At 74.8% G+C, this 6,879-nt stretch carries 9 protein-coding genes; 2 read left to right on the top strand and 7 right to left on the bottom strand.

The window, feature by feature from the left end; genetic code table 11:
* Positions 1–24: 24 nt before the first annotated feature.
* The 3 genes from AC3WLN_RS23295 to AC3WLN_RS23285 are packed head-to-tail and all read right to left on the bottom strand — an operon-like array spanning position 25 to position 1,417.
* On the bottom strand, positions 25–471 hold the full coding sequence (locus AC3WLN_RS23295) for a DUF3168 domain-containing protein (protein ID WP_492485272.1): 447 nt from the start codon (positions 469–471) through the stop codon (positions 25–27).
* On the bottom strand, positions 468–821 hold the full coding sequence (locus tag AC3WLN_RS23290; protein ID WP_492485270.1) for a head-tail adaptor protein: 354 nt from the start codon (positions 819–821) through the stop codon (positions 468–470). Before AC3WLN_RS23290 ends, AC3WLN_RS23295 begins: the two co-directional genes overlap by 4 nt.
* A gap of 26 nt (positions 822–847) precedes the next feature.
* Positions 848–1,417 carry a head-tail connector protein gene (locus AC3WLN_RS23285; protein ID WP_492485268.1) on the bottom strand — a complete coding sequence of 190 codons (570 nt, stop codon included), beginning with the start codon at positions 1,415–1,417 and terminating at the stop codon, positions 848–850.
* Positions 1,418–1,456: 39 nt separating this feature from the next.
* Between AC3WLN_RS23285 and AC3WLN_RS23280 the strand changes: the two genes are divergently transcribed.
* Positions 1,457–2,239, top strand: a complete 783-nt coding sequence (locus AC3WLN_RS23280; RefSeq protein ID WP_492485266.1) for a S1 family peptidase — start codon at positions 1,457–1,459, stop codon at positions 2,237–2,239.
* 114 nt (positions 2,240–2,353) lie between these two features.
* Positions 2,354–3,253 carry a S1 family peptidase gene (locus AC3WLN_RS23275; RefSeq protein WP_492485264.1) on the top strand — a complete coding sequence of 300 codons (900 nt, stop codon included), beginning with the start codon at positions 2,354–2,356 and terminating at the stop codon, positions 3,251–3,253.
* A 54-nt stretch (positions 3,254–3,307) separates the two neighbouring features.
* On the opposite strand, the gene AC3WLN_RS23270 is transcribed toward AC3WLN_RS23275, so the two are convergent.
* From AC3WLN_RS23270 to AC3WLN_RS23255, 4 genes are all read right to left on the bottom strand, one after another.
* The gene (locus AC3WLN_RS23270; RefSeq protein WP_492485263.1) at positions 3,308–4,594 is read right to left on the bottom strand and encodes a cupin domain-containing protein; all 1,287 of its coding nucleotides are present in this window, start codon (positions 4,592–4,594) and stop codon (positions 3,308–3,310) included.
* Positions 4,594–4,824 carry a hypothetical protein gene (locus AC3WLN_RS23265; protein WP_492485261.1) on the bottom strand — a complete coding sequence of 77 codons (231 nt, stop codon included), beginning with the start codon at positions 4,822–4,824 and terminating at the stop codon, positions 4,594–4,596. The genes AC3WLN_RS23270 and AC3WLN_RS23265 overlap by 1 nt, the downstream gene beginning before the upstream one ends.
* Positions 4,825–4,984: 160 nt before the next feature.
* A complete protein-coding gene (locus AC3WLN_RS23260; RefSeq protein ID WP_492485259.1) occupies positions 4,985–5,236 on the bottom strand; it encodes a hypothetical protein in 252 nt (83 codons plus the stop codon).
* A 268-nt stretch (positions 5,237–5,504) separates the two neighbouring features.
* A complete protein-coding gene (locus AC3WLN_RS23255) occupies positions 5,505–6,833 on the bottom strand; it encodes a phage major capsid protein (RefSeq protein WP_492485257.1) in 1,329 nt (442 codons plus the stop codon).
* Positions 6,834–6,879: the final 46 nt, after the last annotated feature.

Raw genomic sequence — 6,879 nt, 5'->3', positions numbered from 1 at the left:
TCCCGGGTTCGAGGGGTTGGGGGATCAGGCGGGCAGGCGCTCGGTGATCGCCCGCAGGGTCAGGGTGGCGCGGGCCTCGCCGCTGGCGGGGTCGCGCCGCACGGCGATGGCGTCGAGGTCGAGGCGCACCAGGGCGTGGCCCGAGAGGGCGAGGGGCGCGTCCTGCAGGAGGTCGGCGATGCGCTCGGCGGCGTCGACCGCGCTGCGGAGCGAGCCCGGCCGGGCGTAGACCGTCAGGCCGAGGGCGTGCCGGTGGCGCCGGGCGCCGTCGACGGAATCGTCGCGGATCTCGGCATCGCCGAACAGGGCGTAGACCGGCGCGACGCCCCGCGGCGGCTCGTCGGCGAGGCGCAGCGAGCCGCCCATCAGGCGGGCCAGGGGCGCGTCGGTGGCGAGGTAGGCGAGGATGGCGGCGCGCAGGGCCAGGAGCGGGCTGGTGGGCGAGCCGGTGGGGGACGGGCCTGGGCTCATGCGGCGGCCTCGGCGGGAAGTTCCTCGACCTGGCAGACGAGGTCGCGCCGACGCCCGTCCGGATCGCCGGCGCTGCGCACCGCGAAGCGGCGCGGGCCGCTGGCGAGGCGCATCGCCGGCGTGATCGTGGGCCCGAAGCGGAAGCGGACCCGGTGGGTGGCGACCGTCTCGGCGCGGCCGAACAGGAGCCGGTCGACCGGGCGCAGGGGCTCGATCGCGCCCCAGAGCAGCGGGCCGGCCTCGAAGCGGCGCACCACGCCGCCGAAGCCGTCGGGCGTCTCCACGGGGCGTTCGAGCACGAAGCGGCGGCGCCGCGCGCCGATCGGCACGCGGGTGAGGGGCTGCAGCATGGCGGGGATCTCCGGGGAGAAGGGCGCTACAGGCGCATCCGCCGCAGCGGCGCGACGAGGGCGGCGAGGGCGGGCGGGGGGACGGCATCGCCGGCCCCGTCGCCGCGATGCTCGAAGGCGTGGGCGACGAGGAGCCGGACCGCCTGGGCCAGGGCCGGGGGAACCGGCGGCCCAGCCCCGCCATAGCCGGCATCGACCTCGATCAGGGCGGCGCGCCGGTCGAGGGCGGGGACCGCCGGATCGATCAGGAGGCCGGGCGCCTCGATCCCGTCCTCGCCAAGCCGGACGAGCCCGGCGGCGAGGTCGGTGACGGTGCCGCTGGCATCGACGAGGCCCGCCCGCGCCACGGCCACCAGGGGGCTGAGCGGGAGGGGCAGCCGGCCGTCGCCGGGCCAGGCCGTGAGCATCAGGCGATAGCGCCCGGGCACCAGGATGCGGCGGGTCGCCACCTCCACCTGGGCCCGGGCCGCCGCGATCAGGCGCTGCACCAGGGCGTCCTCGGCGCCGCCGTCATCCGGGTCGAGGCGCAGGACGCCGTGCATCTCCGCCAGCGTGACCGGCTCGACGAGGGCGCTGTCGACGCGTATCGGGGTCATCGTCGTCTCCGTGTGGGGCCGTCCGAAAGAAGGATCGCGATGGCGCGCAACTCTGGCCGGAGCCGCCGCGCGGCGCGGCGCGGCGCCCCGGCGCTGCTGGGGTCCCTGCTGCTGCTCCTGGGTCCTGAGGCCTCCGGGCCGGCCGGCGCCGTGGTGGGCGGCCGGCCAACCCCCGAGGCGGCGGGCTCGGCCGTGATGGTGCTGTCCTCCAACGGCGGCGTCTGCACCGGCATCGTCGTGGCGCCGGACGCGGTGCTTACCGCCGGCCACTGCGTGGCGGCCCGGGCCGAGCACCGGGTGCACTACAAGGACGCGGCCGGCGCGCCGGTCCTGGCCGAGATCGCCGCCCGCGCGCTCCACCCGGGCTACGATGCCGGCGCGGTGGCGGGCCGCCGCCGCTCCGTCGACCTCGCCCTGGTGCGCCTGGCCAGTCCGCTGCCGGCCCGCTTCGTGCCGGCCGCCCTCAGCGCCGCGATGCCGCGGGCGGGCGCGCGCCTGACCCTGTCGGGCTACGGGGTCGCCGCGGCGGGCGACGCCCGCAGCACCGGGACCTACCGCAGCGTCGAGCTCGCCGTGGTCGAGCCCCACGGGCCGAGCCGCATCCTGGTCTGGCTCGGGGCCGGCCCCGGCGGGGCCAGCGCCTGCCAGGGCGATTCCGGCGGACCGATCGGCGCGGACGCGGCCGTCCTCGCCGTCTCCGCCTGGGCCGCCGGCAGGGCCTGCGGCGGCGTCTCCCAGGGCGTCCTCCTCGGCCCGCAGCGCGACTGGATCGACCGCACCCTGTCGGGCTGGGGCGCCGCCGCCCGCTGGTCCGGCGCCTGAGCGGCGCGACGGATGACGAAACCTCCGCGGAACCAGAGCTTGGCCGATCCATTGCCTTCCGATACGTTCCAGTCCGTTCTCGTCCAGACCATCGCCGGACGCGGGAGAGACACGATGTTGCCGACCGCGTTGCGCAAGGCTGCCCCCAGCACCACCGTCGCCCGCCGGCGCAGCCGGATCGGGGCGGCCTGCCTCGCCGCGGCCCTCGGCGCGCTGGCGCCGCTGCCGGCCTCCGCGGTGATCAACGGCGAGGTCTCGCGCGATCCCAACGGCCTGCGCGCCTCGGTGGTGCGGATCGAGAGCACCCAGGGCGAGATCTGCTCGGGCACCCTCATCGCCCGCGACCTCGTGCTCACCGCCGCCCACTGCGTGATGCATCAGGCCGGCTACAGCGTGGTGGCGGTCGACCGGGCCTTCCGGCAGCGCCGCATCAACGCGATCGCCTTCGCCATGCATCCCGATTTCGTGCCCGGCACCACGCCGGAGGACCAGCCGGGCATCGACCTCGCGCTGATCAAGCTCGCCGAGCCCCTGAGCGCCGACTTCCAGCCCCTCGATCCCCGCGGCGGCGCCATCAACACCGGCGACGCCGTCGACATCGCGGGCTTCGGCGTCGTGGCCGAGAACCGGCGCAACACCGCCCGCACCCTGCGCCAGGCCCACCTCGTCTCCATCGGCTCGCTCCAGGTCGCCAACCGGGTCACGGTGGTGACCGACCGCCGCCGCATGGCCGAGACGGCGGGCGCCGGCGCGTGCCTGGGCGATTCCGGTGGCCCGATCCTGCGCGGCGGCCCCGGCGGCTACCAGATCGTCGGCGTGGTGAGCTGGTCGAGCGGCGCCATGCGCCAGGACAAGAAGGCCCGCACCGCCTGCGGCGGCTTCACGGCCGTGACGCCCACCGGCGAGCATGCCGGCTGGATCAACGCCCGCGCCGCAGAATTCGCCCGCATGCCCTCCGGCGCCGCCATCGGGGCGACCCGGTCGGACTGGATGGCCAAGCCCGGCCGGAGATAAGCCCGGCCGACGCTGAAGTCCCGCCGACGCCAAAGTCCGGCCGGCGGCGCGGTCTCAGGCCGATCTGCCGAAGGTCTGTGCCGCTGTCGGGAAGCCGGCGACCTCCGGCTCGCCGAGGCCGAGATTGGCGGCGAGCAGGTGGCGCGGCACCTGCGCCAGCCAGGTCGAGAGCGAGGTCTCGGTGTAGGTGCCGCTGTCGTGCACGCCGACGATCTCGGCCGTCTCCGGCCCGATATTCTCCACCGAATGTCCGCAGGACCGCGGCAGGTAGGCGCAGTCGCCCGGGCCGAGCTCCGCCACGGCCATGCGCTTGTCCTGGCCGAACAGGGTCACGCGCGTCCGCCCCCGCACGACGTAGTGCCATTCGTTGGCGGCGGGATGCCAGTGGGGCGTGTGGATCGCACCGGATGCGAGGGTCATCAGAAGTCCGGTCATGCCCGCGGAAACCGGGAACGCGCGCGCCGGAGCCACCCGCAGGGCGCTGCCGCCCGCCTCGGCCACCGCCCGGGTCTCGGCGATGGCGAAGCGATGCGAGCGCGCCGGCGTCAGCGGCCTCGCCGCGCGGGCGGCTTGGCCGTCGCGGGACACGACGGGGCCCTGCATGATGTAGGTCTCGCCCGGGGGCATGGCCGCCAGGGTCGCGTTCGGCACGCCGAGGGCGTGGCCGAGTGTGGCGGAATCGAACCGGCTCATCCAGTCCGTCAGTCCGAAGGTGCCGTGCTCGCCGTAGAGGCCGTCGTCGAAGGCCAGGATGGCGTGGCACGGATCGGCCCCCAGGGTCTGGATCGCGTGCGCATGGCCGGCGGGAAAGTACCAGGTGTCGCCGGGCGCGAAGTTGACGATCTCCATCTCGCCCGCGGCGTCGATCACCGTCGCCTGGCAATGCCCGGCGACGATGTAGCCCCACTCGGACGAGGCGTGCCAGTGCATCTCGCGCACGCCGCCCGGGTTGAGGAACAGGTGCGCGCCCGCGATGCCCGTGGCGATGGGAAGCTGGCGGGTCGTGACGTCGCGGGCCCAGCCGCCGGAGGTGGCCTTGATCGGGCCTGCATCGAGCGAGGCCGTGAAGGCGGCGGCCGCGCCGGCCTTGCGCGGGATCGTCCGCAGGAAGCTGGAGGCCGGGGCGACGTCGGCCCCGGCGGCATGGCCGTCCTCCGCGGCGAAGGTCGGGCCCGCCGCCAAACTGCCGCCTGCCAGGCCGCCGCTCACCAAGCCGCTGCCGGCCGCGAGGGCCCCGAGGAAGAAACGGCGATTGGTCTGGTCCATCGGTGCCCCCTTGGCCGAGATGCGTCCCGTCGAGGCGTGCCCCACGCCGATCGGTATGCCCTGGTCGGAGGTCATCACCTCAGCTTGGCCGGAACATCATGCGTTTGATGGACGTCGCGACGCTTTCCCCGCGCCGCGAAGGCTCGCCCGCCCCGCGCCGCGAAGGCCCGCCCGATCCTCGACCCGGGAAACGCTGCGGCGCCCGCCATCGCCGCGACGCCGGGCGGCGCCGCCTGATGGACCAGGGCGAAATCGCCCGAGACCATGACGGTGAGGCCCTCCGCGCCCTCCGGAAATCCTGCCACGGGGTCATCGCCGTTCGCGGAACGCCGCACGGCTCCGCTTCCTGGCGCCTGCCGCGTCCGGCGTTCACCCCAGCACGGGGCCGGGGCCCGCGCCGCGCGCGAGACGGGTCCTATCCCGGCCCCGCGGGCCCGGACCAGCCTGCGAAGACGGCGGGGCGCGTCAAGGCTCGAAGGCGGCGGCCGGGCCGGTGACGTCGACTTCGACGTCGAAATTCCTGAAATGGTCCGGCAATTCCCGCGCCGCCGTCGGAGAGGCGGCGAAGACTTCGAAGGTCCAATCGTCACCGCGCGCGTTCGCCCCCAAGCCGACGGAACAGGCGTTTCGCCCGGCGATGTACTGAGCCGTGAACGCGTCCTTGGCCGCGACGGCCGCAGACTTCGAAGCAAGCCGTTTGTTACGCGGATCGGCCATGTCACGCTCCTGCAGGGGGGACGTAGATCTGAAGGGCCAAGGCATCGAGAACGGTGCGGATGGGATTTCCGTAGGGGATGCCGCCGCCTCGCGGTCCGCCCCCCTCGGTTCCGGCAAACAACACTGCGATCGGGCTACCGTCAGCGGCGCCGATCAGCGACCCGCCGTCGCCCCCGCGAACACGAAGTACCTCTGGGTTGTGCCGTGAATTCGACACCCGCGCATCCGTACGGGCGCCCCCGGGCCCGAAGGTCCGGGGGCTTCGCGCTCACGCGCCGAAGGACAGGAGCTTGATCGCGTCGAAGTCCTGCACGCCGCCGCCGACGCGCTTGGTCGTGTAGAACAGCACGTAGGGCTTGGCCGAGTAGGGGTCGCGCAGCACCCGCAGGCCGGCGCGGTCCACCACGAGGTAGCCGCGGCGGAAATCGCCGAAGGCGACCGAGAGGCTGTTCGCCGCCGCGTTCGGCATCGCCTCCGCCTCGGCCACGGGGAAGCCCATCAGGGTCGCGGCGGTGCCCGCGGCCAGGGGCGGCTGCCAGAGGTAGTTGCCGTCCGCATCCTTGAACTTGCGGATCGTGCTCTGCAGGCGCCGGTTCATCACGAAGGTGGCGTTCTGGCGGTAGCCCGCCCGCAGGCCGTAGACGAGGTCGAACAGCACGTCCGAGGGGTTGGCCGCCGGGAAGGCGCCGGCGACGCCCGTCGCCACGGTCCCGATCTTGCCCGGCACCCAGGCGGTGTTGGCCACGAGGTCGTAGGTCAGGAAGCCGCGCGGGCGGCTCGAGCCGTTGCCGGAGACGAAGGCGATGCCCTCCTGCTCGGCGAAGGTCGTCTCGACCTCGTCGGCGAGCCAGGAATCGATGTCGACGATGGCGTCGTCGAGGAGCGTCTGGGTCGCCGCCGGCATGGCGTAGAGCTCCATCGCCGGGAAGGTCAGCTCGGACAGGACCGGCGAGTCGGTCTGCGCCCGCGGCGCGGCCTCGGCGACCCAGCCCGCCACCGCGTCGCGCACCGAGACCGCGCGCTTGTACTGCCCGCCGGAAATGACCCGCACGGTGGCGAGAGACCGGATCGGCGACAGGTTGGCGAGCCGCGTCAGCACCATCCGCTCGACCTCGGCCGGCACGAGGTAGCCGCCGTCCGGGCCCGAGCCGGCCGAGAGGGCCTTCTCCTCCAGGCGCTTGAGACCGGCGCTCTCGCCGGCCCGGACATAGAGGTCGAAGGCGGCCTTGTGCTCGATGCCGGCGCCGTCGCGCGGGGCCGCGTCACGCCCCGTGACGCCGCCGGCCCCCAGGGGCGGGCGGCGGCCGTCGAGGGTGAGGCGGTCGAGGCGGGTGCGCGCCGTGTCGAGGGCGGCGTCGATGCGGGCGAGCTTCTCCTCGGTCAGCACGTCGCCGGAGGCGCGGCCCTCGATCGCGGCCAGCCGCGCGTCGTTGGTCTCCTTGAACGCCTCGAAGGCGCGGGCGAGCTCGGCCATGGCACTGCCCACCGCCGGATCGTTCGGGCCGGCGGCCTTGTCCTCCAGGGGCGGCAGCGCGCCCTTCACCTCGGGCGCGTGCGGGGCGGCGGCGTGGGTCTCGGAGGGGACGTGGACGGTCATGCGAACCTCGCGGAGCGGAGGGGACGGATGGCGGCGGGCCGGAGCC

The organism is Methylobacterium sp. FW306-05-D (genome assembly GCF_058782155.1).
The sequence above is the reverse complement of the archived record's forward strand: the minus strand, read 5'-3'. Positions and strand labels throughout refer to the sequence as shown.

What these genes read in the sequence shown, in the direction of transcription:
- AC3WLN_RS23295 (WP_492485272.1), bottom strand. Translation starts at nt 471, where the DNA reads ATGAGCCCAGGCCCGTCCCCCACCGGCTCGCCCACCAGCCCGCTCCTG.
- AC3WLN_RS23290 (WP_492485270.1), bottom strand. Translation starts at nt 821, where the DNA reads ATGCTGCAGCCCCTCACCCGCGTGCCGATCGGCGCGCGGCGCCGCCGC.
- AC3WLN_RS23285 (WP_492485268.1), bottom strand. Translation starts at nt 1,417, where the DNA reads ATGACCCCGATACGCGTCGACAGCGCCCTCGTCGAGCCGGTCACGCTG.
- AC3WLN_RS23280 (WP_492485266.1), top strand. Translation starts at nt 1,457, where the DNA reads ATGGCGCGCAACTCTGGCCGGAGCCGCCGCGCGGCGCGGCGCGGCGCC.
- AC3WLN_RS23275 (WP_492485264.1), top strand. Translation starts at nt 2,354, where the DNA reads ATGTTGCCGACCGCGTTGCGCAAGGCTGCCCCCAGCACCACCGTCGCC.
- AC3WLN_RS23270 (WP_492485263.1), bottom strand. Translation starts at nt 4,594, where the DNA reads ATGACCTCCGACCAGGGCATACCGATCGGCGTGGGGCACGCCTCGACG.
- AC3WLN_RS23260 (WP_492485259.1), bottom strand. Translation starts at nt 5,236, where the DNA reads ATGGCCGATCCGCGTAACAAACGGCTTGCTTCGAAGTCTGCGGCCGTC.
- AC3WLN_RS23255 (WP_492485257.1), bottom strand. Translation starts at nt 6,833, where the DNA reads ATGACCGTCCACGTCCCCTCCGAGACCCACGCCGCCGCCCCGCACGCG.